We start from the raw sequence: 24,660 nt of genomic DNA on the forward strand, positions 1-24,660 counted from the left end.
ATATATGTGGATATACGCACCCGGATCCGGGATGGAGACAGGGCGGCTTTCGGCGAACTCTTCGACGAGTGCTCCAAGGCCGTGTACAACCATGCCTTCCGCCTGACCGCCGACTGGTCCACGGCCGAGGACGTGACGGCGCTGACGTTCCTCGAAGCCTGGCGGTTACGCGGGCGCATCGACCCCGGCGGCGGCTCCCTGCGGCCGTGGCTCCTGGGCATCGCCACCAACGTGACCCGCAACATGCGCAGGGCCGCCCGCAGGCACGACGACGCCCTGGCCAGGCTGCCCAGAGGCGAGTCGGTGCCCGACTTCGCCGACGAGGTCGTGGGCCGGATCGAGGACGCCGAACGGCTGGCCGCGGTTCGTGCCGCGTACGGCCGGCTGCGCCGCCAGGAGCAGGACGTGTTCGCGTTGTGCGTCTGGGCGGGCCTCGACTACGCCCAGACGGCCGAGGCGCTGGGCATCCCGGTCGGCACGGTGAAGTCGAGGCTGTCACGGGCGCGCGGGAAACTCGCCGCCGCGGGGGAACCCCCGCCGCCGGACCGACAGGTAACAGGTGACCGTGGCCCTCGTCAGACGTGGGAGACCCGATGAACTGGCCGACCGAACGTGAACTTCCCGAGGGCCGTCACCGACTGCTCAAGGAGTTCGTCATGACCGAGATCGACAAGCGGCCCGCGAAGCGGCGGGTTCCGCGCCCCGCCGTGCTGGCGCCCGTCCTGGGCCTCGCAGTCGCCGCCGCCGTGGCCGTGCCGCTGCTCTTCGGGGGCACCCCCGCGTACGCGGTGGAGAAGCTCCCCGACGGCCTCATCCACATCACCATCAACGAGGCCAAGAACCCCGAGCGGCTCCAGGAGGACCTGCGGGCCATGGGAGCGAACGTGGTGGTGACCTACATCCCCCGCGGCAAGAAGTGCAGCCCGCAGCCGCGCAGCAGCCACTTCCTGAGCGACGAGGAGGCGCCGCTGGCGCCGTTCCCGGCGCCCGGCGGTAAGACCGAACCGGGCTTCGCCATCGACCCGCGGGTGATCGGCGAGGGGCAGACGGGGGTGCTGGAGTTCAGCGTCTCGGAGAACAACGGCGGGGTCGTCGCGGGGATCTGGGCCCGCGTGGGCCAGGACCCGATCACCGCATGCGAACTGGTGGACACGACGGACGCGCCTCTGTCGCACTGATCCCAGCACTCCGGCGCCCGCCACACGATTTCGTGTGGCGGGCGCCGTCGTGTGCAGCTGGAACGCCAGGGTTGGAATTGCCGTACTAATCGTGTAACACTGTTGCAAGGTTGGTACATGGTCGGTAGAGGAAGACATCAGCACAACGAAATCAATGCCGTCTTCAGGGCGATCCGCAAGTTCGAGTGGTTGACCGTGGTGGAAAGCCACAACGGGCACCGCTGGGGATGGATCGAATGCGCCTGCGGTGCCCCTGCGCAGTCAATCTGGTGCACGCCGCGTAACCCGGGCAACCACGCGAAGCGCATTCTCCGATGGGTCGACGAGCACGCGGAGTGCGCAAAGAACGAGGAGAGGTCATGATTACGTGGGACTTCCGCGTCACGCTGAATCGAGCGGTCACAGGCGAGGAGCTGGACGCTCTGTTCGAGGCCGGTCTCGATGACTGCACCGTTTCGAGCCTCAAAGACGGCAGAACTTACGTCATGTGCGACCGCGAAGCGGAGACCTTGCTGGACGCGATCGCATCCGTGCTCACCCAGATCAGGACGGTCCCGGGTCTCTGGGCCACCGGGGTCGGCCACGACGACGGGGTGACGCTGGGGGACGCGGCGCGCCGGCACGGAGGCCGCACCCAGGCCAGCCTCCGGCAGCTCGCCGCGGGCCAGCGCGGCCCCGGTGGTTTCCCGAAGCCTCTGATGGAGGCCGACAACATCAGCCTCTACTCCTGGGCCGAGATCTCGGAGTGGCTGCGCACCAAGATGGGCGATGACATCGCCCCGGCGAACCGCGACCTCGTCATCGCCGATGCGGCGGTCAAACTGGCCTGCCGGGCCCGTGACGCCCATCGGGAGAGCCAGGTGGCCGCCATCTTCGAGATCGCCTCCTGATCCGGTGGCGGCCGGCCTCCCGCCCCTCAACTGACCTGCCGGCCGCCCGGAGCAACTCTCTTGACCGAAACTCTCAGCGCTCGGCCTCCGTCGGCTTCTTGTCCAGGTCGGGGAATGCGGCGGGCTCCCGGGCGCCCTGCGTGAGCTGGCGCGGCCCCTTCGGGCTCTCGGCCTGCTGGGCGTCGGCCACGGCCTCGGCAGCGGCCTCCGCGGCCTTGGCGGCCTCCTCCTCCGCGGCCGAGCTCTCCGGCATCTCCTCGCGGGTGGCCGCCGACTTCGGCAGGGCCTCCGTGAACGCCCTCGACACCCCCTGCAGCGCCGACGTGACCTCGCTCGGGATCACCCAGAACGTGTTGCCGTCGCCCTGCGCGAGCTGCGGCAGCACCTGGAGGTACTGGTAGGCGAGCAGCTTGGGGTCGGGGTCGTTGCGGTGGACGGCCTGGAAGACCTGGTCGATGGCGCGCGACTGGCCCTCGGCCTCCAGGATGGCGGCCGTGCGCTGGCCCTCGGCGCGCAGGACGCGGCTCTGCTTCTCGCCTTCGGCGGTGAGGATCTGCGACTGCCGCTGGCCTTCGGCGTTGAGGATGGCGGCGCGCTTGTCGCGCTCGGCCCGCATCTGCTTCTCCATCGCGTCCTTGATGGTCTTCGGCGGGTCGATGGCCTTGATCTCGACGCGGTTGACGCGCAGCCCCCACTTGCCGGTGGCCTCGTCGAGGACGCCGCGCAGCTGGCTGTTGATGGTGTCGCGGGAGGTCAGGGTCTTCTCCAGGTCCATGGAGCCGACGACGTTACGCAGCGTCGTGACGGTGAGCTGCTCGACGGCCTGGATGTAGTTGGCGATCTCGTACGCCGCCGCGCGCGGATCGGTGACCTGGAAGTAGAGGACGGTGTCGATCTCGACGACCAGGTTGTCCTCGGTGATGACGGGCTGGGGACGGAAGGAGACGACCTGCTCGCGGAGGTCGATCACGGGGTAGACGCGGTCGATGTAGGGGATGACGAAGTTGAGGCCGGGCTTGAGGGTGCGGTGGTATCGGCCGAGCCGCTCCACGTTGCGCGCCCGCGCCTGCGGGATGATCCGCACTGCTTTGAGCACGGTGAACACCGCGAAGAGGATGATGAAGATTCCGACCAGCAAGAGCGGATCCATGAGTCACTCCCGGGGATAGACGAGGGCTGTCGCCCCTTCGATCTCGATGATGTCGACGGTCGCCCCTGTGGGGATCACCAGGGTTTCGTCGTACGCGCGCGCGGACCACTCCTCACCCCCGATGCGCACGCGACCGTCGCGGCCCGTCACCTCCGAGACCACGTAGGCGGGCTTGCCGACGAGTGCTTCCACCCCGAATCGTTGCAGCGCCGGCTGCTTGATATGGCGCATCGCGATGGGCCTGAGCACCAGCAGGCCGGCAGCCGACGAAGCGGCGAAGAACATTAACTGCAGGGGAACGGGCAAGCCCAGCGCCGCGGTGGCGGCGGTCAGGAGAGCGGCCGCACCCAAAAGCCCGAGCGAGGCCGTGAGCGTGAATATTTCGGCCACGCCGAGGACGACAGCGAGGATTACCCAGATGATCCATTCATCCATGTCCGGCCCTCCTACTAGGACAACGGGCCTGCACCGGCGGGTTGTTCCCCTTGCTCTAAGGTAGCCCTGGATTCACCCTCGCGGCACCCATGGGCGCGCCGTGCCCGTTTTCGGAAAGCGCGCTCCCCTGCCGCCATTTCTCCCACGGAAGTTGCCAGAAACCCCACCCGTTGTCCCATTCGAGGGTGCGGTCGGTGCCCGTGATGACGACCGGATCGCCGCGCAGGGTGGTGGTGTAGAACCACTCCGCCTGGTCCGGCCGGGCATTGACGCAACCGTGGCTGACGTTTTCCCGGCCCTGCGCCCAGAGGTTGTCCTTGGCGTGCACGTATTCGCCGGTGTCGGAAATGCGTACGGCATGCTCGATCATCATGTCGTAAAAGTCGGGTTCGCCCTCGTCACGGCCCGGGGAAACCATGCGGACCGGATTGCCTTTGTCCATGGTCAGGTGGATGCCGCTGGTCGTGGTGTATTCCTCTGTGGTGGCCATGCCCGCGCTGATGGCCATGCGCTGCACGATCCGGCCGTCGCGGCGGACGACCATCTGGTGGGTCCCGGTGTCGATCGTGCTGGTCTGCGAGCGGCCCACGGTGAAGGCGAACGTGGAGTCGACGGCGCCGTGCAGGCCGCCGGCCGCGCGCACTCCAGCCAGGTGCGCCGTGACGGTGACCTGCTGCCGGGGCGCCCAGAACTCCCGGGGACGGTAGACCACCCTCGTGTCGCTGGACCACCGCCAGGCGCCCTCCGCCGGGTGCTCGGCCGTGACCTCGAGCGCGCGCTCGACGGCCGCCCTGTCTTCCACGGGGGTGTCGAAGTCGATGATGATCGGCATGCCCGTGCCGACCGTCTCGCCGGGCAGGGGGGCGGTGGCGGCCACCTGGAACGTACGCCTGGCCGCGCGGGTGCGGAAGCGGCCCAGCGCCACCGTCGCGGGGCCGCCGGCGACCGTGGCCGTGGCGCTCACCGTGTATTCGGCCGCGGGTTCGAGTGTCCAGCGGGAGCGCCAGACCGTGCCTGACCGGTCGAGCCCGCCCGGCACGGGCTCGCCGCGTTCGTGGACCGTGACCTGGGCGAGCGTGCCGCCCTGCGCCTCGATCACGAGCCCGCGGTCGGTGCGGGCGCGCTTGGCGTCGAGGGGCGGCCACACGCGCACCACGGGCGGGGCGGGCGAGGTCTCGGCCGGGAACGACGCGCAGCCACAGACCAGGAGAAGGGCGACAAAGGTCACCACGGCACGCCGCATGTCCACTCCTGCTTTCCGAGGGTGAGAGGGGCTCCCTAGGGTAGCGGTGTGTCAGCATGCAAGCACGCGGAGTGACTTATCGGACGGTTCCGGAAACCTCCCCCAACGTCAGGTCGCCGGCCGTCGCCCGGATCGTCACGGTGTCGCCGTCCTGCAGGAACGCTCGGGTCTCGCCGCTGGCCAGCTTGATCGGGTCGGTGCCGTTCCACGTCAGCTCGGTGAGCGAACCCCGCTCGCCGCGTTCGGGGCCCGAGACCGTGCCGCTGGCGAACAGGTCTCCGGTGCGCAGCGAGGCGCCGTTCACCGTCATGTGCGCCAGCATCTGGTCGGGTGTCCAGTACATCGCCGCGTACGGGGGCCGCGACACGCTCTCGCCGTTGAGCAGGATCTCCAGCGTGATGTCGAGCCCCCAGTCGCCATGCCTGCGCAGGTAGGCGGCGGGCTCGGGGTCCTGGGCGCGGCCGGGGATCCTGGGCAGCGCCTCCAGCGGGGTGACCCACGGCGAGACGGACGTGGCGAACGACTTGCCCAGGAACGGCCCGAGCGGCACGTACTCCCAGCCCTGGATGTCGCGCGCGCTCCAGTCGTTGACCAGCGTCACCCCGAACACGTGCTCCTCGAACGCCCCCGCGGGCGAGCCGTGATCGGACGGCACGCCCACCACGAACCCCAGCTCGGCTTCGATGTCGAGCTTCTTGCACGGCCCGAACACCCCCGGGCCGAGCTGGCCGTGCGGGCGCCTGACCGGTGTGCCCGACACGACGACGGTGCCCGACCTGCCGTGGTAGCCGACCGGCAGGTGCCGCCAGTTGGGCTTCAGCGGCTCGTCGCCGGGGCGGAGGATCTTGCCGAGGTTGCTCGCGTGGTCGATCGAGGCGTAGAAGTCGACGTAGTCGGCGACCTCGAACGGCAGGTGCAGGCGCACCTGCTCCAGCGGGATCAGGTGCGCCTCCGTCACCGAGAGGTCGCCGGTCAGCTTGTTCTGGATCAGGGTCCTGGTGTCGTGCCAGGCGGCGCGCCCCCTGGCCATGAACGGGTTGAGCGTGGGGGCGGCGAACACCTCGTCGTGCAGCGCCGGCGCCAGGTCGAGCACCTTGTCGCCGTACCGTACGCCGACCCTGGGCGCCTGTCCCGGGCAGGAGAAGACCCCGTAGGGCAGGTTGTCGACTCCCCAGCTCATGCGTTCACCTCCACGAGTCCGAGTGCGCGCAGGTCCTCGACGGGCGTACCCGTGCTGCACGAGCCGTAGCTCACCAGCAGCTCGCGGGCGCGCTTCGCGGTGTCCTCGGTCACGGACCGCGCCAGGCGTACGAGATGGCCGACGTCGGTGGTGCGCAGCGCCGGCCCGGGATCGCGCCCCTCCACGGCCTCGCAGACCGCCATCAACAGGTTGAGGAAGCCGTGCCGGTCGACGCCGAGCGAGGGGTCGAAGTGGCGTACGGCGTGGTGCAGCCCGGCCGTGGCCTTGAACGGGATGCCGTGCTCCACGCACGACCTGATGAACGCCGCGAGGTGGTCGACCGGCGGGAAGTCCTCAGGCGACGGGCCGCCGCAGCGCACCTTCAGCCCCACCCCGGCGGGCGGTTGGAAGGCAACCTTGTGCGGCGGGACCTCGACGAAGAGCCGCACCCCCTCCGGCAGGGCCAGCCGGGCCGCGACCGCGGCGACCGGGGTGTCGGCGGGCGGGCGGATCTCGACGATGTCCACGGGCAGGTCGTCGAAGGCGGGCAGCTCGTCGGTGTCGACGATGAGGCCGATCCGCCGCGGCCGGAACGCCATGCCGCGCAGCCGGTCGAGCCGGCTGGCCGGGCAGAGGAACCTCTGCGTGAGGACCGGGCTGCCGCTCTCGAGGTCGCGCCGGTTGCGGGACAGGGCCTCGTCCATGTGCAGCGACGTCGGCGGGAACAGGCCCGCGTCGTCGATCAGTGCCGTGAAGATGCTCATCGTGCCCAGGTCCAGGCGTAGCCGGGGTCTTCGCAGGACAGCGCGGCCGGGCCGAGGTCGAGCGGGCGGAACGTGTCGACCATCACGGCCATCTCGCTCGTCGTCGTGACGCCGCGCCCGACCGCCTCGATCACCGCTTCGACCGCTCCGGGCTGCGGCCCGTGCGTGAACCCGGCGGGATGCAGGGAGATCGAGCCGACGTCGATGCCGGACCCCTTGCGCGCGGAGTAGTCGCCGCCCGCGTAGAACATGAACTCGTCGGAGTCGACGTTGTGGTGGTTGTACGGGATCGGGATGGCCTCCGGGTGGTAGTCGAGCGGCCGCGGGCAGAACGAGCACACCACGAACCCCGGCCCCTCGAACGTCTGGTGCACCGGCGGCGGCGCGTGCGTCTTCTTCACGATCGGCTCGAAGTCGTTGATGTTGAACGCGAACGGGTAGAGGCAGCCGTCCCAGCCGACCACGTCGAAGGGGTGGTTGCGGTAGACCAGCCGGGTCAGCCCGCCGCGCGTGCGCACGAGCACCGGCACCTCCTCGCCCTCCACGACGAGCGGCTCGGCCGGGGCGCGCAGGTCGCGCTCGCAGTAGGGCGCGTGCTCCAGGAACTGCCCGTGTTGCGACAGATAGCGCTTGGGCGGCCTGATGTGCCCGCCCGCCTCGATGGCCAGCACGCTGACCTGGCCCTCGGGCGCCCAGCGGTGGATGGTGCCGGTCGGGATGACGACGTAGTCGCCCTCGCCTGCCTCGATCACGCCGTACGTGGACTCGAAGCGCACGGTGCCGCGCTGGACGTAGACGCACTCGTCGCCCATGGAGTTGCGGTAGAGCTCGCTCGGCCGGTCGCTGGTGGCGTACGACAACCGGACGTCGCCGTTGCCGGCCAGCAGCATGCGGCCCGTGACGAGGTCGCCCGCGCTGGACAGTTCCTGCGTGCGGAAGTGGCGGGGTGAGAGGGGCAGGTTGGGCTCGAGGCGGGCCTCGGCCGTGGGCGTGACCGCCTCCGCCTTGACGATGGCGGTGGGCAGGTGGCGGTGGTAGAGCAGCGAGGAGTCGGACGAGAATCCCTCCTCGCCCATGAGCTCCTCCGCGTAGAGACCGCCGTCCGGCCGTCTGAACTGCACGTGCCGCTTGCGCGGCACCTCCCCCACGACCCGGTAGTACGGCATCTGCCCCTCCAATGTGTCCGTTAACCGGACGGCAGTGTCCCTTATACGCGACTACCGTCCGCTATCGGTCTGGAGATGTCAACCCAGGGCCGCGGCCAGCTCGGCCGCCGCCGCCACCACCCGCGGCCCCGTGGACACCTCCAGCGGCCCGAACGTCACCACCCCCACCGACGCCTCAAGCCAGGGCAGCCCGGTGACGGGCGCGGCGACACCCCGCGCACCCTCCTGCAACTGCCCTTCCGTGACGAAATAGTCGTCGCCGCCCTCGCGCAGCCCCAGGATCGCCCGCCCCGCCGCGCCTTTCGCCAGCGGATGGCGCGAGCCCTCGCGGTAGGCCACGTGCATGTCGGTCCAGGACGGCTCCACCACCGCCACCGCCAGCCCGTCGTCGCCCTCGGCCACGGTCAGGTGCGCGGTCGCGCCCACCTCCTCGGCCAGCCGCCGCAGCGCCGGCATCGCCGCCGCCCGCAGCAGCGGCTGCACGGCCTGCGCCAGCACCAGCACCCCGAACCCCAGATGCACCCGGCCGCCGGCGTCCCTGCGGACGAACCCCTCGTTCATCAGCGTCGTCAGCAGCCGGTAGACCACGGGACGGCTCAGCGACAGCTCGGCGCTCAGCTCGGTCGGCGTGCGGCCGTTCTTGCCGTCGGCGAGCAGGCGCAGCAGGCGCAGCCCGCGCTCCAGGGTCTGGGCGGATTCAGCGGCCATGCGACCGATTATCCAGCGAGGGAGCGGGGGAGCGGGGCGACCAGGCCGGTGACGTAGCGCGGTTACACGGGTACGTATCGCACGGGAAGAACCTGGGGGTGACGATGCGGCACAGGTCGCTGCTTCTGATTGCCGGTCTGACCATGTGCGCGCTGACCCCCGCGGCGCCGACGCTCACCGGCCCCGTGTCCACCGTGTCCACCAGCACCTCGTACGACCGGGCCGGCGGGAGCCTGGTCGAGGACACCTTCCACCTCACCCGGGGCATCGAGGTGCGCCGGCGCCTGCTGCCCACCGCCGGGGGCGTCACGTTCCGCCCCGGCCACGTCGCGGTCGGGGTCCGGGTCGACGCGAGCGGCCTGCTGCACGGCACGCCGCAGCGCTCCGGCACCTTCGTCGCCCCCGTCGGGATCTGCTCGGAAGGGTCGTGCCGGGAGCAGGAGCTGACCCTCGTGGTGCTCGGCTACGAGCCGTGGGAGCCGCGTGACCTGACCTTTCCCGGCAAGGTGGGAGTTCCGCTCGACGGCGAGATCGGCGTCGAGGGCGGCCCGGCCGGCGTGCTCCCGACGTTCACGGTGACCGACCAGGCCAGGCTGCCCGCGGGCGTGAGCATCGGGCCCGACGGCCAGGTGGGCGGCGTCCCCGCGGCTCCGGGCGTCTTCGAGGTCCCGGTGCGGATCTGCGTGGCGGGCAACTGCGCCGGCGTGGTGGTCCGGATCATCGTCGGCTGAGCCTTGCGGGCACGTGCCTTTTGCGGTCACCTGGTGTCATGAAATCGGTCATCGTGGTCGGAGCGGGCATATGGGGGTCATCGCTGGCGTTGCGGCTGGCCGAAACCGGCTGGCAGGTGACGCTCGTCGAGCAGCACAGGCCGGGGCACGTCCGGCAGTCCAGCGCCGGTGAGACCCGGCTCCTGCGCTGCTCGCACGGCGACGACGCCTGGTACGCCCAGCTCGCCTGGCAGGCCAGGGACGGCTGGCGCAGGCTGGAGGAACGGGCCGGCGAGGAGCTGTACCACGAGGCCGGCATGGTCTGGTTCGCGAGGACGCCCGACGGGTGGGAGCACAAGAGCGCTCAGGCGCTGAAAAATCTGGACATCCCGTGTGAGGTGCTGGACCCGTCCGACGGCGGCCGCTTCTTCCCCGACCTGCGCGCCGACGACCTCAGCTTCCTGCTCTGGGAGCCGTACGCGGGCGTGCTGAGGGCCAGGCGGGCGACCCAGGTGACCGCCGGCCTGGCGGTGGCGTCCGGGGTCCGGCTGGTCAGGGCGCGGGCGGTGCCCGTACGGGGCGGCACAGCGGGGGGCACAGCGGGCGACGCGGCGCCGTACCAGGCCGCGGTCGAGATCGACGGCGAGGTGCGGCACGCCGACCGGGTGGTGTGGGCGTGCGGCGCGTGGTTGCCCGCGCTCTTCGACGACGTGCCGGTTACCGTGACGAAGCAGGACACTCTGCACTTCGCGGTGCCGTCCGCGTGGTCCGTCCCCGAGACGCCCGCCTGGGTGGACCACGGGGCCTCCGCCTACGGTCACGGCGACGTGGACGGGGTGGGGATGAAGGCCACCTCCGACGCGGAAGGGGAGCCGTACGATCCGGAGCACGGCTCGCGGGAGGTGGACGCGGCCGGCGTCGAGCGGGCACGCGCGTACCTCCGGCGCAGGTTCCCCTCGCTGGCGCAGGCGCCGGTGCTGTTCAGCCAGGTGTGCCAGTACGCGCTCACGCCGGACGCCGAGTGGATCGTCAACGAGGTGTCGCCGGGGGTGTGGCTGTTCGGCGGGGACTCGGGGCACGGGTTCAAGCACGCGCCCGCGCTGGCCGGCTACGTGGCGGGCGTGCTCGACGGCCATCACGCGCCCGAGCCGCGCTTCGGGCTGCACGAGCGGATCCCGTCGCGCGGGCTGAGGACCAGCGGCAACGTCCTGTAGGGCCGGGCGTGGTAGGGCCTGCCTCACCGGCGATTCGGGGGACGGCGGGCATGATCGCACCGTCGTGCGGACGGCCGCCACGCTCTGGCTGGCGGCGGTGGCGCTGGGCGCGTTCTGGCCGGGACGCTGGGCGTGTTCGGTACGATCTCGCTCGTGATCGAACCGGTCGAATGGCTGCTCGCGGGCGGCTCGATCAGCCAGGCCGTGGCCGGGATGGACCTGATGGGCGTGGTAGGGGCCGCCGCGAGGATCCTCCACCTGGGGGCCGTGATCGGCGCGCTGGCCCTGATGTTCCAGCCGCGGGCCAACGCCTATTTCCGGGCCTCTCTCCGGTCAGGGTGAGGCCGGCTCCAGCGGCGCCTTCGGCTCCGGGGCGCGCAGGTTGCGCACCCCTGGGGAGAGCAGCGCCGCCAGCGTCGACAGCACGACGATGACCGCGCACCCCAGCAACGCCGCCTCGATGCCGAACAGGCTCGCCGCCGGCCCCGCCAGCAACAGGCCGAGCGGGCCGAACATCAGGGACCCGAGCATGTCGTACGAGCTGACCCGCGACAGCGACTCGGCCGGGATCTCGCGCTGCATCGTGGTCATCCACAACACGCCGAACACGTCGAAACACACGCCGAGCACGAACGCCCCGGCCACGATGCCCCAGAGCGGGGCGTCGAGCCCGAGCAGCGCGGTCGGCAGCGCGGTCGGCAGGCAGAGCAGCACGGCCACCAGGATCGGCCGCTTCGGCCGCAGCCGCAGCGACACCAGCACCCCGGCGATCGTGCCCACGGCCTCGCCCGCCAGGAACGCCGACCATGCCGCGGGACCGCCCAGGCTCTCCTTGGCCAGCAGCGGGCCGAGCACCCCGTGCGAGGCCTGAATGGCCATGATCATCAGCGAGAACTGCGCGACCACCACCCAGATCCACTGCCGCGAGCTGAACTCCCGCCACCCGTCACGCAGGTCGGCCAGCACCGAGTGCCGCTCGCCCCTCGGGCGCTCGCCCGGCTTCATGCGCAGCAGCGCGACCAGCACGCCGGCCACCGCGAACATCGCGCCGCTCACCGCCAGCGCCCAGCCGCCGCCGAACAACACCACGGCGCCGCCGCCCAGCACCGCGCCTGCCACGCGGGAGACGTTCATGCCGAGGCCGAGCAGCGCGTTGCCGGTCTGCAGACGGTCCTCAGGCACGACCTCGGGGATGATGCCGGTCAGCGCGGGGAACGCGACGGCCGTGGCCACGCCGCTCAGCGCCGCCGCCGCGCTCAGCGCGGGCAGCGGGGTCCAGCCGGTGAGCATCATCACCGCCAGCGCGAAGAAACCCGCGGCCATCAGGAACTCGGCGGCCGTCAGCACCCGATTCCGCGGCAGCCGGTCCGCGATGACGCCGCCTACCAGGGTGAACACGACCATCGGCAGCGCCTCGGCGGTGAGCACGACCGACAACGTCGAGGCGGTGGCGCCGGGCAGGTTGAGCACGCCGAACGCCAGGGCCACCGGCGCGAACGCGCTGCCCAGCACGGAGATCGTCCGCGCGGCCAGCAGCAGCGCGAACCGGCGGTCGCGGAGCAGCCCGAGATCGTTCATGAAACTGTGCACCCGCGGCCCCCTGTAAAGGTCAAACCCCACCATTCTCCAGGGGCGTCCCGCTGTTGTCGCGCGAATATTTCTTGTCACGCCGGTGACAAGAGCAACCCCCGGAATGTGCCGGCGGCGGGCAAGAATCGAGCCTGCCCGTCCCGTAATTTGCTAGGTCCCTGCAGTCGGCGACGGGATCGGGCCATGCGGTACACGCGGATCGCCCGCGTGCTGCTACTTCTGAGCCTGGTGGGGGCGGTCCTCGCCGTCCCACTGGGGCTGGAGCTGTTCGGGCGGATGACGGGCGGCGCCGAGGACCCGCCGTCCGGCTCGGCGACCGCCGCCCGCTGGGGCGAGCAGTGGTACGCCGCCCCCGACGTGGTGGTCCTCTACCGGCACCCGTCGGTCAAGGTGCGCGATCCCCGGTACAAGAAGGCGGTGCACGACTCGCTGCGGCGGCTGCCGGCGGCGCACGTGAGCGGGCTGGCCACGTACTGGACGACCGGGTCGAAGGCGATGGTGTCCGGCGACGGGCACGCGACGTACGCGCTGGTCACCCTCCGGGACGGCGCCGAGCTGGAACGCTACGCGGCGATCGCGGACCGGCTCAGGAGCGTCCAGAACCTGCACGTCGGGGTCGGCGGGCCGGTGCCGCTGCTGGCGGAGCGCAACGCGCGGGCCGCCGCCGACCTGGCCCGCGCCGCGGCCGTCGCCGCGCCGGTGCTCCTCGCGCTGCTCGTCCTGGTCTCAGGGAGCCTGGTGGCAGCCGCGGTGCCGGTGCTCGCCGGGCTGCTCGCCGTCGGGGGCACGGTGATGCTGCTGCGGCTGCTCACCGAGGTGGTCGAGATCTCCATCACCTCGCTGTACGCCGCCGCCGTGCTCGGGTTCGCGCTGGCCGCCGGGTACGCCGTGTTCATGGTCAAGGCGTTCACGGACACGCTCGGGACCGGGGGCCCGCCCGGCGGCGAGGTGTCCTGCGAACGGGCTCTGGGCGCGGCCGGACGTACCGTGGCCCTGTCCGGGACGGCGGTGGCCGTGTCCCTGCTCGGGCTGCTGCTGTTCCCGAGGGCGTCCCTGAGCGCGTTCGGGCCCGTGGCGGCGGCCGTGGCGCTCCTCGCCACCGGCGTCGCGCTGGTCGTGCCCGCCGCCCTGCTCGGGGTGCTCGGCCGGGGCGTGGCCGCGTTGCGGATCGTCCCCGGACTCTGGTGGCGGCCACGCCCGGTCGTGCCGCACCTGGTCGCGACGGCCGCCGTGCTGGCGGCGCTGGCGGTGCCGTACGCGCAGGCTCAGCTCGGCGGCGTGGACCGTCGTGCGCTGCCCGCCGGCGCGGAGAGCCGCAGGGTCGCCGAGATCGTCGAGCGGGGTTTCCCCGGGAACCCGCTCGGGGCGCTCGACGTGCACGTCCTCGTCGAGCGTTCCTTCTCGGGCGAGCCCCGCGAACCCGGGCCGCTCGGGCAGGGCCACACGCCGATCAGCGCCGTCACGCGGGTGACCGCCTCCGACGTACGGTCCCTCGCCCGCCGTCTCGAACGGCTGCCGCACGTCACGGGGGTCTCCGTGGCCGGGCTCTCCCAGGAGCACGGCGCGGTCCGCCTGTCCGTCCACCACGCCCTCGACCCCGTGTCCGCCGCCGCGGGGGAACTGGTCGCCTCGATCAGGTCGGCGGATCCGGGGCCCAAGGTGCGCGAGGTGGTGGCCGGCGGTCCTGCGGCGGCTCGTACGGACCTGCTGGCGGCTTACGCGGGGTCGCTGCCGTGGGCGGCGCTGGTGGTCTGCGCGCTGCCGTACGCCCTCCTGGCCCTCACCCGTCTCCGCCGCCGCTCAGCGCTCCTGACGCGCCCTTCCCGAGCGCCCGCCCGCCCCTCCACTCCTCCGGCCGCCCCTTCCACGGCGGCCGCCCGCCCTTCCGCTCGTCGGACGCGCCCCTTCGAGGAGCCGACCCGCTCCTCCGGTGCGCCGACTGTCGCGCCTGGGCCGGTCGGCGCCGGAAGGGGAAGGCGGGACGGGTCGGCGGATCTGCCGGTCGTACGGTTCGGGAGCGGCGCAGGGATGCTGCCGGTGACCGTGAAGGGCCGCCCGGCGGTCTTCGGGGCGGACACCGATCCGGTGCCGCTTGCCCAGGAGGATCGCGAGCTGTCGGAGCGGCCCGCATGGGTCAGGGTGACGGCCGGGCGTACGAGGGTGGTCCGGGCCACCCGAGACGGATGGACGTGGGCCGAGGTGGAGGAGTGACCCAGGTGAACATGACGGAAACACCTACTTCGCGTCGGCATAGCCGTGAAGTAAAGGCATAGATTTCATTGAACGTTGTTGATCGTCCGGATATTGTGCGAATGCCCACGATCACCCCCCTGGAAGTAAGGTGCCATGCGACTGCGGCAGCTCTTCGTCATCGGACTGGCCCTCTCCCTTTTGGGCATCGGCGTTCCCGCGTGGTCGGAGGACGACCCGAGGAGCTGCAACGACCTCCTCTCCGAGGACACCCCCGCGTACGTCGTGTGCCGGTGGATGGCCACCCCGGAAGAGGCCGCCGACATCGCGAAGTTCTGGCTCGACAACGACGGCGAGCACATGGTCGAGGCCGGCCCGATGGACCCGGTCACGGTCGACTGCACCCAGGCGGGCAACGAGTGCGCGACGGACTCGGAGGGTGACGGCGAGGTGCACGACGCCGGCTCGCCGGACGTCCCGGGCGCCGAGGACGGCGGCACGCCCGAGTGCCAGAACGGCGAGCAGTGCTACGTCGACGGCAGCGGCATCACCCCCGAGCAGAAGGCCGCCGCCAAGCAGACCCCGGCGGGCCAGGCCGCGCAGACCGTCTCCCAGACGAACATGCGGATCTGGATCGACACCGAGCTCGCCGACGACTACAAGGCGGGCAAGCTCGCCGAGGCCGCCAAGAAGGTCGCCGCGCTGGCCGCCGCCCAGCCGGGGGTGGTGGGTGTCAGGTTCACCTCGAAGCTCGGCGCCGACAACCAGGCGTTCGGCACTGCCGACGAGCTGGACGCGTTCGTCAGCGAGGCCACGACCACGCTGCGCGGGCTGCTCCCGGGCAAGAAGCTGGCCGCGCACACGGTGGTGCCGCTCTTCGGCTGCGGCTCGAACGACGCCTGCAAGGCCGAGATGACCAAGAAGTATCCGCTGCTCGACCCGGAGCGCATCGGCGGCTGGCTCGCCAAGGGCCTCATCGACCAGCTCGCCCTGGACAGCGGCCACCTGGCCACGGAGTACGCCACCTGGAAGATCGACGCCGCCGAGGCCCAGCGTAACCAGTGGATCCAGGTCAGGGCCCGCGCCTGGGACGCCTACGGCCAGATCGCCGCCGAGGACGCCTCCTTCGCCGCCGCCGGCAGCGCCCAGCTGAACGAGGAGCAGGCCACCCAGGCCATCACCGACCGCATCGCCGCCCCGCTGCAGGACGACGCCGCGGAGACGGTCACCCTGTGGACCCGCTGGCAGGACGACCAGGGCCAGGTCAACCGCGTGTACGGCGAGAAGTGGGCCGCCAACACCACCTGGGATCAGCTCAAGAAGCTGGGCACGGTCCGCGCCCGCCTGGCCACCGTCTACGACCCGGCCAACCCCGAGGTGGACATGGTCACGGACCTGAAGAACCTGTCCGAGGTCTTCGGCCAGATCTACCTGCACGCCGCCTGATCGTCCGACCGGGAAGCCGGGCATCGCCTCCCTGAGGCGGTGCCCGGCTTTCTGTCCTGGGTGCACATTCCGGATGTCCAGGGGCTGGTTTCGGTATGTTACGAACCTTGAACCACCCAAACCCCGACAGAAGGGAACGGCACGTGTCGGACGACGCCGGCCTTAAGGCGCTCCGCGAGGCGGCGCGTCTATCACCGGACAACCTTCCGCTGCGCCGGCACCTCGCCGGTCAGCTCCTCGCCGGCGGCTACCTCGCCGACGCCGAGGCCGAGTTCCGCGGGGCGCTCGCGCTCGCCCCGAGGGACGCCGAGCTCACGGCCGGGCTGGCGGAGGCGTTCATCAGGCAGAGCGCCCACGGGGCCGCTCTGGCCGCGCTGGAGCCGCTGCTCGACACGCCCGGCCACCCGCCCGTACTCGGGGTGCTGGCGGCCAGGGCGCTGCTCGGCGAGGGCGACACCGCGCAGGCGGCCCGCCGCTACCAGGAGGCGGTTGCCCGCGACCCGTCCGTGGGCGACGCCGCCCTCGCCGCCCGCCTGGCGCCCCCGCCCCCACCCCAGCCGCAGGCGGCGCCCCCGGCCCCGCCGTACGCCGCACCCCATGCCAGGCCTCACGCCGCACCTGCCCCCGCCTACCACGCGCCCTCCCCGGGACCCGCGGACCGGGCCACCGCCGAGGTCGAGCACTCCCAGGTGAGTTTCGCCGACGTGGCGGGAATGGAGGCGGTCAAGGAGGCGCTGCACGTCAAGCTGCTGCTCCCGCTCCAGCAGCCGGAGATGTTCGCCGCGTTCGGCAAGCGCGCGGGTGGCGGCGTGCTGCTGTACGGCCCTCCCGGCGCGGGCAAGACCCACCTCGCCAGGGCCGCCGCCGGGGAGCTCGGCGCGAAGTTCGTCAACGTCGGCCTGGCCGACATCCTGGACATGTACATCGGTTCCAGCGAGCGCAACCTGCGGGCCACGTTCGACCTGGCCCGGCGCAACCGGCCGTGCGTGCTCTTCTTCGACGAGGTCGACGCGCTGGCCGCCCGCCGCTCCGACATGCGCCAGGCGCACACGCGGCAGCTGGTCAACCAGTTCCTGGCCGAGCTCGACGGCGTGGACGAGCACGCCAACGAGGGCGTCCTCGTGCTGGCGGCCACCAACGCCCCCTGGTACGTGGACCCGGCCTTCCGCCGGCCCGGCCGCTTCGACCAGCCCGTGCTCGTCCCACCGCCGGACGCCGCGGCCCGCGCGGCCATCCTGCGCATCCTGTGCCGTGACAAGCCCCTGGCCGAGATGGACTACGACGCGGTCGCCCGGGTCACCGACCACTTCGTCGGCGCCGACCTCAAGGGCCTGGTGGACCGGGCGGTGGAGGCCAAGCTGCGGCAGTCGATCAGCGCCGGCCGTCCCATACCGCTGACGACGCCCGACCTGCTGGCCGCCGCGCAGACCGTCCGCCCCGCGGCGGTGCACGAGTGGATGGCCACGGCGCGCAACTACGTCATGCACGCGAACGACTCGGGCGCGTGGGACGAGCTGCTGCCCTGGGTCAAAGGCAAGCGGTGACGACCACGGGTGACCCCCTGGAGCGGGCGCGGACCCTGCTGCGGCTGCGCAGGCCCGCCGACGCCGAGCGCGAGCTGCGAGGGGTGCTCGCCCAGCAGCCGCAGTACGCCACCGCGCACGCCTTCCTGGCCCTCGCCCTGGTGCTGCAGGGCAACGCGGCCGAGGCCGTCGAGGAGTCCGACGAGGCGGTACGCCTCGCGCCCGACCACTGGTTCACCCACTACGCGGCCGCGCAGGTGCACCACCGGGCCCGCCGCCCCGCCGCCGCGCTGGCCGCCGCCACCACCGCGCTGCGGCTCAATCCCGAGCATCCGCCGATCTGGAACCAGCTCGCCCGTACGCACCTGCTGGCCGGCCAGCGGCGTGAGGCGGCCGAGGCGGCGCGGCGCGGGCTGGCCATCGACCCGGAGGACTGCGACCTGGTGAGCCTGCTGGCGGTGGCCTGCACGGTGCTCGGGGACGCGCAGCAGGCCAGGGCCGCCGCCGCGCACGCCGTACGGCTGGATCCGGAGAGCGCCATCGCGCACCTCGCCTACGGCCGCGCGGAGCTGGCCTTCGGCGAGCCCCGGCAGGCCGCGGAGGCCTTCCGCGAGGTGCTCCGCCTGGATCCCGGCTACGGCCAGGCCCGGGACCTGCTGGTGACGGCGCTCAAACAGCGCAACCCCCTGTACCGGTGGTTGTCGGGGGTGCGCGGCAGGTACCGTGGCAGGTGGTGGCTGGTGTTCCTCCTGCCCACGATCCCGCCGGTCATCCTGGTCTTCGTCGTCGTGGCGCTGCTGCACTGGGCGGCCTGGGTCGCCGAGGCGGTCACGACGCTGCGGCTGGCCCGTGGCAGGACCACCCAGCTGCTCTTCGAGGCCGTCGAGTCCCGCATGGCGGTGCTCTGCTGCGGCCTGGTGGCCGTGGGCGCGGTGGTGCTCGGGCTCGGGATCGTGTTCGGCAGCGAGCCGCTCGGCATGGTGGGTGTCGGGGCCATGGCCATGGTCACCCCCGCTCAGGAGGCCGCGCACACCGGCTCGGAGCGCCGGCGCATGATTCTCTACGCCTGGGCGGTCCTGCTCGCCGGGGCCGTCGTCGTGTCGGCGTTCTTCGCCGTGGCGGGCGTGGCGCTGCTCAGCGTGTACGCCTGCCTGGCCACGGTCTGGGTGGCGGCCGGCGTACGCGGCAGGCCCGAGCTCCTCTGACTAGAGGAGGGTCCCGCCGGACACCTCGAACGCGGCCAGCGCCTTGCCGATCGCGTCCAGCGTGTCCGGGTGGAGGGTGAGGTCGGCCGCCGCCAGGTTCTCCTCGATGTGGGCGGGGGTGCGGCTGCCCGGGATGGTCACCACGTGCTCGTCCTGGTGCAGGAGCCAGGCCAGGGCCAGCTGGGCGGGGGTGACGCCGAGCTGGGCGGCCATGGCCCTGATCGGGGCGTAGCGGTCGTTGTTGCTCGCCAGGTTGCCCGCGTCGAAGCGCGGGGCGTTGTGGCGGAAGTCGTCCTCGCCGAGCGACTGGACCGTGCCCGTCAGGAAGCCGCTGCCGAGAGGGCTCCACGCCACGATGCCCACGCCCAGCTCGCGTGCGGTGGCCAGGAGGTCCGGGTCCACGTGCCGCCACATCGACCACTCGTTCTGCACGGCCGACACCGGGTGGACGGCGTGCGCCGCGCGCAGCTGGGCGGCCGTCACGTTGGACAGGCCGACATGCCTGATCAACCCGTCGCGCACCAGGCCGGCCATCGCGCCGACGGTCTCCTCGATCGGCACGCCGGGGTCGGGGTAGTGCGCGTAGTAGAGGTCGATCACGTCCGTGCCGAGGTTGCGCAGGCTGTGCTCGGCGTAGCGGCGCACCAGGCGCGGCTCGGCGTTCACCCGGAGCTCGTTGAAGGCGTAGCCGACCGGGTGCGCCCTGCTGGGCTCGCCCTCCGGGATCGCCAGGCCGAACTTGGTCGCGACCACCACCTCGTCGCGGCGCCCTTTGATCGCACGGCCCACGAGCCGCTCGTTGTGTCCGTCCGGGCCGTAGGCGTCGCTGGTGTCCACGTGGGTGCCGCCCGCGTCCAGCGCCGCCCTGAGCGCCGTCTCGGCACGGTCGTCGTCGATGTCGCCGTACATGCCGGGGGAGAGCACCATGGCGCCGAAGCCGATGGCGGGCACCTGCAGGTCTCCAAGAGTGCGGGTCTTCATGACCGCCAGCCTGCCGGGCGGCTGGGACACAGGTCCAAGACCCTTTGCTATAACCAGTGGCTATGGAGGTGCATCTGCGGGAGTTGCACTACTTCGTGGCGGTGGCCGAGGAGCTCAACGTGACGCGGGCCGCCGAGCGGCTGTTCGTCTCCCAGCCGGCCCTGTCCAAGCAGCTCAGGGTGCTGGAGCGGCAGCTCGGGTTCGGGCTGTTCGAGCGGGTGCCCAGCGGGATGGCGCTGACCAGGCAGGGCGAGGCGCTGCTTCCGGTCGCCCGCGACCTGCTCGGACGGTGGGCCGCCGGCGTGGCGGAGGCGCGCGCCGCTGCGCCGCCGGGGACGCTGGTGATCGGCATGCAGACGGCCGTGGGCAGAGGGCTGCATCAGGCGGCCCTGCGCCGCTTCCGCGAGCGGCTGCCGGGCTGGGAGGTCGCGCTGCGACTGGTCGGATGGGACGACCCCAGCGGCGGCCTGGCCGACGGGAGCTCCGACGTGGCGTTCATCTGGCTGCCGGTGCCGCCGGGGGTGCGGACGTACGTGGTGGCCACGGAAAGGCGTGGGGTGGCCATGCCGGCCGATCACCGGCTCGCCGGGCTGGCGGAGGTGCCGTTCCCGGCTCTGCGCGGCGAGCCGTTCATCGCGCTGCCCGCGGTGGCGGGGCCGCTGCGCGACTTCTGGCTCGGGCTCGACGCGCGCGACGACGAGCCGGTCGTTGGGGTCATCGCCAACACGCCCGAGGAGGTGTTCGAGGCCGTGACCGGCGGGCTGGGCGTGGTGCTCGTGGCCGAGGGCAACGCCGAGCTCTACAGCAGGCCGGGGCTGGCCTACCGGCCGGTCACCGGGCTACCTCCAGGCGAACTCGCCATCGCGTGGCGAGAAGGCGACAGGAGACCGCAAGTCACGGCATTCATCGACGCACTACGACAAGTCGCTACTAAGGTCTGACGCGACAGCGGATCCCGGCAGAAGGGCGACCCATGAGCGACTACGCGACCACCTTCGAACTGATCGACGCCGACAAGGACGGGCGCATCTCCGCCGTCGAGCTCGTACGGCTGATGGAGGTGCTTGGCCGGCCGGTGACGCTGGAGGCCGCGCAGGCCGGTGTGCGGCAGCTCGACAAGGACGGCGACGGCCTGATCGACGTGGAGGAGTTCGCCGCCTTCCTCCAGAAGTGATAACAAACAAGCTCTTGCTACACATCTCTTGTCGCCTGGGTCACAATGGGTGTCAGGAGGGACGATGGTCATCAAGAGTGACAGCAGCGAAAGCCGTACCACCGCGGACATCGCGAAAGCGCTCAGGCCGGGGATCGGGCGGGTCTCCGACGAGGTGATCGAGGAGATCCAGACCCGGATCCCCGAATACGCGAGGCCGTCGGACGAGCTCTACATCAAGGTCATCAGGATCGCGGTCGAGCAGGCCGTCGAGGGTTTCCTCGACCGCGTCGAGGACCCGGACGCCCCGTGGGACCCCGAGCCGTTCCGCATGATCGGCAGGGGAGAGGCGGCCGAGGGCCGCAACCTGGAGCCGCTGCAGGCGGCGATGCGGCTCGGCGCCAGAGTGGGCTGGCGGCGGCTGACCGAGCTCGCCGGTCCGTGCGCGCTGTCCCCGCAGAACCTGTACGACCTGGGCGAAGCCATCTTCGTCCACCTCGACCAGCTCGCCGACGCGGCGGCCGAGGGCTTCGCCGAGGCCAGGTCACACGCCGCCGGCGAGACCGAGCGCCGCCGCGCCCGCCTGCTCGACCTCCTGCTCAGCCGGCCGCCCGCCAGCGCCGAGGCCATCGCCGACCTCGCCAGGGCCGCCGGGTGGCGGCTGCCGAGGACGGTGGCCTGCGTGGCGCTCGACGACGGGCTCGGCCCGTGCCCCGCGCTCGCGTTCCCCTCCGACGTGCTCACCGCCATGGACCGGCCGGAGCCGTGCCTGCTGGCGCCCGATCCCAACGGCCCCGGCCAGGCCAGGATGCTCGACCAGGCCCTGCGCGGGCGCCGGGCCGCCATCGGCCCCGCCGTGCCCCTGACCGCCGCCGCGACGTCGTTGCGGTGGGCCAGGCAGGCGCTCGGCCTGTCGCGCCGCGGCGTCCTGCCCGGCGGGCTGGTGCGGTGTGCCGACCACATGGCCACGCTGGTGGTCTTCAAGGACGAGGAGCTCGTCAGCGCGCTGGCCGAGGTGCGGCTGGCGCCCCTGGCCCACCTGCGGCCCACCCAGCAGGACCGGCTGGCGGAGACGCTGCTCGCCTGGCTGCGGCACGGCAGGGGCGCCGGCGAGGTGGCCGCCCGGCTGCACGTGCACCCGCAGACCGTGCGCTACCGGCTGCGGCAGCTCGAAGAGCTCTACGGCGACCAGCTCACCGACCCCGACATCCGCTTCGAGCTGGAGATCGCCCTCAGGGCCCGGCAGGCGGTCAGGGCCTGACTAGTGGACGGCCCGTCTCGACGGGTACCACGCGCCGCCGACGGGCTCGCCGGCCATGTTCCAGCTCCACGAGACGGTCGGCGTGATGCGTGCGTAGAGGCCGGGGCCGACCATCCCCATCCGCTCCACCGGCCGCTCGGCCTCGCCGTAGACGCGCACGCCGCGGGCGACGAAGGGGTCGAACGACACCATGTCGTCCACGACCAGGGCCACCTTGAGGTGCCCCGCCTCGAGGTTGCGGAACTTCCGGGTGCGCAGGACGTCCTGGCCCGAGCCGCCGACCCAGAAGCACGTCCCGTCGAACTCGAAGGCGACCGGCACCACGTCCGGCTGATCGTCGCGCGACAGGGTCGCGAGCCGGGCGAGCGGCTGGGACCGCAGGTAGGCGATCTCCTCGTCGGTGAAAGACATGTGCGTCCTTCCTTTCCGTACACGTTTTCCCCTACACGAACGCAGGCCGCCCGGATCGACGCCGTAGCGGGGTGGTCACCGGAGATTCGGCCCTCTTCGACGCGATCCAAGGTCATCGGCCGCGGGCCACGACTACCATGGCGCCATGGTGGGCGAGCAGAGGTGGCGGGCCCGGCTGTTATGGCTGTCCATGGTGCTCCTGCCTGTCGTGGTGTCCGTGGCCGCCAACCAGGTGCTCAACGACGGCGTGTGGAGCGCCCCTTGGGCCGCCGGCACCATCGTGGCGGCGGTGCTGGCCGGCCTCGTCGCCGAACGGGCCGGGCGCGTGCTCGCCCCCGCCCCCGGGACCGTCACCGATACGATGCGGGAGCTCGCCCAGCTGGTCCACGACCGGTGGAGCGACGAGGTGGTGACGCGTTCCCTGGGCGATCCACCCATCCCGGTCTCCTGGCACATGACCCGCCGGACCAAACTCATGGATCACCCGCACCTGATCGCCGACCGCGAGCCGGCGGTGTCGGGCCGATCCGACGACATCGCCGCGCTCGCCGTCGCCTTCCGCGCGCTGCGCCGGCGCCGCCTGGTCATCACCGGAGGCCCGGGCACGGGCAAGACCACCCTGGCCATCCAGTTGATGCTGGAACTGATCCGCACGCGTGCCGACGACGACCCGGTCCCGGTGCTCCTGCCCGTCGCCGACTGGGACATCGAGGCCCACCCCCGCTTCCAGGACTGGGTGGCAGAGCGCGTGCGCACCGACTACGCCGCCCTGCGCACGCCGGGCAGGCGGCAGGACGGCGCCGACGTCCTGGCGGCCCGTGGCGCGATCCTGGCCGTTCTCGACGGTCTCGACGAGCTGCCCGAGCCCGCCCGCGCCAAGGTGATCGAAAAACTGTCCGAAACGCTCATGGAACGCGATCAGGTGATCATCACGTCGCGTACCACCGAATACGGAAACGCGGTCACCGCCGCACGGCGCCCGCTCAAGGCCACCGCCGTCATCGCGCCCAAGGCGCTGCACCCCGACATCGTGGCGGACTTCCTGAGCGCCCACCTGCCCGCGCTGTCCTCCTCCCCGGAGTGGACCAAGGTCCTGCGCGCCCTCAGGGAGGGCGCCGCGCCGGCGCTGGCCGGGGTCACCTCCACCGCCCTGGGACTGTGGCTGGTCCGGGCCGTCTACATCGACCAGCCGGACGCCGACCCGGCTCCGCTGGTCACCGAGTACGCCGACGACGTGCAGGCCCTGCGCGCCCACCTGCTCGACAACCTCCTCGGCGCGCTGCTGAACGCACGCGCCACGATCAGGCCCGCAACCTGGGACCCGGCCGGCCTCACCGAGTGGACGAAACGGCTGGCACGCCTGCAGGCCGGATCCGGCGGGCACGACCTGGCCTGGTGGCGGCTGACCGACCAGGCGCTGCCCGCCTCCCGGGTACGGCGCGCGCTCGCCCGTACCTGGATCGGCTGGTTGAGCGGTCTGGCGTTCGCGATCCCCACAGCGTTGACCGCCACGCTGACCTACGGGCCGGTCTTCGGCTCCGCCTTCGGCATCTGCTTCGGCCTGTCCGCGGTGGAGGCCGCCCGCACCCCCGACTTCGCTCCGCTGCGCGTACGGCAACGGCTGCGTGACTTCACCCGTGGACTGGTGTCCGACGCGCGAATGATGCTGTTCCTCCTGCCGGCGGGCATCGGCCTGCCTGCGGTGGTCTACAACACGTGGGCGCACGGCTGGAAGATGGGACTGGCCTCCCTTTTCGCGGCGCTCGGCATCGGGTGGGTGACCGTGCGGGTCCTGCGGCAGCGGGACAAGACGCCCGCCCGGGCGGACGAGAACCGGCTCCCGCCGTTCACCGCGGCACTCACCCCCCAGTCCACCTGGCGGGTCAACCGAAGCCTCGTGGGTGTGCAACTGATGAACGCCCTGCTCCTCGGAGCGATCGTCGGCTTCGCCGTCGACTTCATGAACGAGGCGTCCATCGTGCCGCCCTCCTCGTCCGCATCCGTGCACGCGGGGATGGGCATCGTCTTCGGCATAGCGTTCGGCCAGGTGAACAAGCGCCAGCACATGTGGCTGATGTCCACCATCGCCCTGGCACACCTCGGGCCCTCGCGCCGGCTGCCGTTCCGCTTGATGCGCTTCCTGCATGATCTGCACCAGCTGGGCGTCCTGCGGACCGTCGGGCCCTTCTACCAGTTCCGCCACTCCGAACTGCAGGCTCATCTGGCCGCTGACCCGGCACGGGGGTGAGCGCTCGTCGGGGT

General features: G+C 71.9%; 24 protein-coding genes. 14 read left to right on the forward strand and 10 right to left on the reverse strand.

The window, feature by feature from the left end:
* The first annotated feature begins 6 nt into the window (after positions 1 to 6).
* The 3 genes from ACTWPV_RS13665 to ACTWPV_RS13675 all read left to right on the forward strand — a co-directional run bounded on the left by ACTWPV_RS13665 (position 7) and on the right by ACTWPV_RS13675 (position 2,068).
* Entirely contained in the window at positions 7 to 597 is a 591-nt protein-coding gene (locus ACTWPV_RS13665; protein ID WP_347645615.1) for an RNA polymerase sigma factor, read from the forward strand.
* A complete protein-coding gene (locus tag ACTWPV_RS13670) occupies positions 594 to 1,178 on the forward strand; it encodes a hypothetical protein (protein ID WP_347645616.1) in 585 nt (194 codons plus the stop codon). The genes ACTWPV_RS13665 and ACTWPV_RS13670 overlap by 4 nt, the downstream gene beginning before the upstream one ends.
* Positions 1,179 to 1,537: 359 nt before the next feature.
* Positions 1,538 to 2,068: a hypothetical protein gene (locus ACTWPV_RS13675; protein WP_347645617.1), complete on the forward strand. Its 531-nt coding sequence runs from the start codon at positions 1,538 to 1,540 to the stop codon at positions 2,066 to 2,068.
* A gap of 73 nt (positions 2,069 to 2,141) precedes the next feature.
* On the opposite strand, the gene ACTWPV_RS13680 is transcribed toward ACTWPV_RS13675, so the two are convergent.
* The 7 genes from ACTWPV_RS13680 to ACTWPV_RS13710 all read right to left on the reverse strand — a co-directional run bounded on the left by ACTWPV_RS13680 (position 2,142) and on the right by ACTWPV_RS13710 (position 8,714).
* Positions 2,142 to 3,218, reverse strand: coding sequence for an SPFH domain-containing protein (locus ACTWPV_RS13680; RefSeq protein WP_347645618.1), 1,077 nt, complete (start codon positions 3,216 to 3,218; stop codon positions 2,142 to 2,144).
* A gap of 3 nt (positions 3,219 to 3,221) precedes the next feature.
* Positions 3,222 to 3,653, reverse strand: coding sequence for an NfeD family protein (locus tag ACTWPV_RS13685; RefSeq protein ID WP_347645619.1), 432 nt, complete (start codon positions 3,651 to 3,653; stop codon positions 3,222 to 3,224).
* A gap of 55 nt (positions 3,654 to 3,708) precedes the next feature.
* Entirely contained in the window at positions 3,709 to 4,896 is a 1,188-nt protein-coding gene (locus tag ACTWPV_RS13690; RefSeq protein ID WP_347645620.1) for a L,D-transpeptidase, read from the reverse strand.
* A 76-nt stretch (positions 4,897 to 4,972) separates the two neighbouring features.
* Positions 4,973 to 6,076, reverse strand: coding sequence for a fumarylacetoacetase (gene fahA / locus ACTWPV_RS13695; protein ID WP_443152022.1), 1,104 nt, complete (start codon positions 6,074 to 6,076; stop codon positions 4,973 to 4,975).
* Complete coding sequence (locus tag ACTWPV_RS13700) at positions 6,073 to 6,840, reverse strand: hypothetical protein (RefSeq protein WP_347645622.1); 768 nt, start codon at positions 6,838 to 6,840, stop codon at positions 6,073 to 6,075. The genes fahA and ACTWPV_RS13700 overlap by 4 nt, the downstream gene beginning before the upstream one ends.
* Positions 6,837 to 8,006, reverse strand: coding sequence for a homogentisate 1,2-dioxygenase (locus tag ACTWPV_RS13705; protein ID WP_347645623.1), 1,170 nt, complete (start codon positions 8,004 to 8,006; stop codon positions 6,837 to 6,839). The genes ACTWPV_RS13700 and ACTWPV_RS13705 overlap by 4 nt, the downstream gene beginning before the upstream one ends.
* A gap of 78 nt (positions 8,007 to 8,084) precedes the next feature.
* A complete protein-coding gene (locus ACTWPV_RS13710; RefSeq protein WP_347645624.1) occupies positions 8,085 to 8,714 on the reverse strand; it encodes a helix-turn-helix domain-containing protein in 630 nt (209 codons plus the stop codon).
* Between the two features lie 98 nt (positions 8,715 to 8,812).
* Here ACTWPV_RS13710 and ACTWPV_RS13715 point away from each other — a divergent pair, with 98 nt between their 5' ends.
* The 3 genes from ACTWPV_RS13715 to ACTWPV_RS13725 all read left to right on the forward strand — a co-directional run bounded on the left by ACTWPV_RS13715 (position 8,813) and on the right by ACTWPV_RS13725 (position 10,980).
* Positions 8,813 to 9,445 carry a hypothetical protein gene (locus tag ACTWPV_RS13715; RefSeq protein WP_347645625.1) on the forward strand — a complete coding sequence of 211 codons (633 nt, stop codon included), beginning with the start codon at positions 8,813 to 8,815 and terminating at the stop codon, positions 9,443 to 9,445.
* Positions 9,446 to 9,483: 38 nt separating this feature from the next.
* Positions 9,484 to 10,638 (forward strand): NAD(P)/FAD-dependent oxidoreductase, encoded by a 1,155-nt coding sequence (locus ACTWPV_RS13720; RefSeq protein WP_443152023.1) that lies wholly within the window; start codon positions 9,484 to 9,486, stop codon positions 10,636 to 10,638.
* Positions 10,639 to 10,791: 153 nt separating this feature from the next.
* On the forward strand, positions 10,792 to 10,980 hold the full coding sequence (locus tag ACTWPV_RS13725; protein WP_347645627.1) for a hypothetical protein: 189 nt from the start codon (positions 10,792 to 10,794) through the stop codon (positions 10,978 to 10,980).
* Here ACTWPV_RS13725 and ACTWPV_RS13730 read toward each other — a convergent pair.
* Positions 10,972 to 12,216 (reverse strand): MFS transporter, encoded by a 1,245-nt coding sequence (locus ACTWPV_RS13730; protein ID WP_443152024.1) that lies wholly within the window; start codon positions 12,214 to 12,216, stop codon positions 10,972 to 10,974. The genes ACTWPV_RS13725 and ACTWPV_RS13730 overlap by 9 nt on opposite strands.
* A 195-nt stretch (positions 12,217 to 12,411) precedes the next feature.
* Here ACTWPV_RS13730 and ACTWPV_RS13735 point away from each other — a divergent pair, with 195 nt between their 5' ends.
* The 4 genes from ACTWPV_RS13735 to ACTWPV_RS13750 all read left to right on the forward strand — a co-directional run bounded on the left by ACTWPV_RS13735 (position 12,412) and on the right by ACTWPV_RS13750 (position 18,592).
* The gene (locus tag ACTWPV_RS13735) at positions 12,412 to 14,439 is read left to right on the forward strand and encodes an MMPL family transporter (protein WP_443152025.1); all 2,028 of its coding nucleotides are present in this window, start codon (positions 12,412 to 12,414) and stop codon (positions 14,437 to 14,439) included.
* Positions 14,440 to 14,574: 135 nt separating this feature from the next.
* Positions 14,575 to 15,864, forward strand: coding sequence for a hypothetical protein (locus ACTWPV_RS13740; RefSeq protein WP_347645630.1), 1,290 nt, complete (start codon positions 14,575 to 14,577; stop codon positions 15,862 to 15,864).
* A 143-nt stretch (positions 15,865 to 16,007) separates the two neighbouring features.
* Positions 16,008 to 17,408 (forward strand): AAA family ATPase, encoded by a 1,401-nt coding sequence (locus ACTWPV_RS13745; RefSeq protein ID WP_443152026.1) that lies wholly within the window; start codon positions 16,008 to 16,010, stop codon positions 17,406 to 17,408.
* The gene (locus ACTWPV_RS13750; protein WP_443152027.1) at positions 17,405 to 18,592 is read left to right on the forward strand and encodes a tetratricopeptide repeat protein; all 1,188 of its coding nucleotides are present in this window, start codon (positions 17,405 to 17,407) and stop codon (positions 18,590 to 18,592) included. The genes ACTWPV_RS13745 and ACTWPV_RS13750 overlap by 4 nt, the downstream gene beginning before the upstream one ends.
* Here the strand turns inward: ACTWPV_RS13750 and ACTWPV_RS13755 are convergent, their stop codons facing one another.
* Positions 18,593 to 19,573, reverse strand: coding sequence for an aldo/keto reductase (locus ACTWPV_RS13755; RefSeq protein ID WP_443152028.1), 981 nt, complete (start codon positions 19,571 to 19,573; stop codon positions 18,593 to 18,595).
* 62 nt (positions 19,574 to 19,635) lie between these two features.
* Here ACTWPV_RS13755 and ACTWPV_RS13760 point away from each other — a divergent pair, with 62 nt between their 5' ends.
* The 3 genes from ACTWPV_RS13760 (at position 19,636) to ACTWPV_RS13770 (ending at position 21,987) form a co-directional block, all read left to right on the forward strand.
* The gene (locus ACTWPV_RS13760; RefSeq protein ID WP_443152029.1) at positions 19,636 to 20,514 is read left to right on the forward strand and encodes a LysR family transcriptional regulator; all 879 of its coding nucleotides are present in this window, start codon (positions 19,636 to 19,638) and stop codon (positions 20,512 to 20,514) included.
* A gap of 32 nt (positions 20,515 to 20,546) precedes the next feature.
* Positions 20,547 to 20,747 (forward strand): EF-hand domain-containing protein, encoded by a 201-nt coding sequence (locus ACTWPV_RS13765; RefSeq protein WP_347645635.1) that lies wholly within the window; start codon positions 20,547 to 20,549, stop codon positions 20,745 to 20,747.
* 64 nt (positions 20,748 to 20,811) lie between these two features.
* Positions 20,812 to 21,987 carry a PucR family transcriptional regulator gene (locus ACTWPV_RS13770; protein WP_347645636.1) on the forward strand — a complete coding sequence of 392 codons (1,176 nt, stop codon included), beginning with the start codon at positions 20,812 to 20,814 and terminating at the stop codon, positions 21,985 to 21,987.
* Here ACTWPV_RS13770 and ACTWPV_RS13775 read toward each other — a convergent pair whose 3' ends face one another.
* Positions 21,988 to 22,398, reverse strand: a complete 411-nt coding sequence (locus tag ACTWPV_RS13775) for a PPOX class F420-dependent oxidoreductase (RefSeq protein WP_347645637.1) — start codon at positions 22,396 to 22,398, stop codon at positions 21,988 to 21,990.
* Positions 22,399 to 22,543: 145 nt separating this feature from the next.
* Between ACTWPV_RS13775 and ACTWPV_RS13780 the strand changes: the two genes are divergently transcribed.
* Positions 22,544 to 24,646 carry an NACHT domain-containing protein gene (locus ACTWPV_RS13780; protein ID WP_443152030.1) on the forward strand — a complete coding sequence of 701 codons (2,103 nt, stop codon included), beginning with the start codon at positions 22,544 to 22,546 and terminating at the stop codon, positions 24,644 to 24,646.
* Positions 24,647 to 24,660 lie beyond the last annotated feature (14 nt).

The organism is Nonomuraea sp. KM88, from assembly GCF_052245635.1.
Classification (GTDB): Bacteria; Actinomycetota; Actinomycetes; order Streptosporangiales; family Streptosporangiaceae; genus Nonomuraea.